This window comes from Litoribacterium kuwaitense (assembly GCF_011058155.1).
In the GTDB taxonomy this organism is placed as follows: Bacteria; Bacillota; Bacilli; order Bacillales; family DSM-28697; genus Litoribacterium; species Litoribacterium kuwaitense.
Genome location: NZ_JAALFC010000141.1, coordinates 1 through 382, shown reverse-complemented (window position 1 = coordinate 382; position 382 = coordinate 1). Strand labels below are relative to the sequence as shown.

The following is a 382-nucleotide window of genomic DNA, read 5'->3' as shown; positions in this document are numbered from 1 at the left end:
ATCGAGGCGGTCACTTCTTCGGTACCGGCAGACATTTCTTCGGACGCACTTGATACGTCCATAATCTGGTCGGCGATCGTATGGAATGCTTGCATCATTTGCTGGAAGACCGTCCCCGCTTCGTTGAGCATGGCGGATGTTTCGTGTACATTTTCACACCGTCGGTCATCGACGTCGAGGCGGCGGTTGTGACGTTTTGAATGTCATGGACAATTTGAACGATGCGGGCGGAAAATTCCTGCGACTGCACGGACAGCATTTTCACTTCTTCGGCGACGACGGCGAAGCCTTTTCCATGCTCGCCGGCCCTGGCGGCTTCGATCGAAGCGTTTAACGCTAAGAGCTGGGTCTGCTTGTCGATCTCGGTAATGCCGGTAATGAG

At 54.2% G+C, this 382-nt stretch carries 1 pseudogene; it reads right to left on the bottom strand.

The annotated features are described in order from the left end of the window. Window positions 1–145: 145 nt before the first annotated feature. A pseudogene (locus G4V62_RS20465) lies at window positions 146–382 on the bottom strand (methyl-accepting chemotaxis protein); the annotation flags it as partial.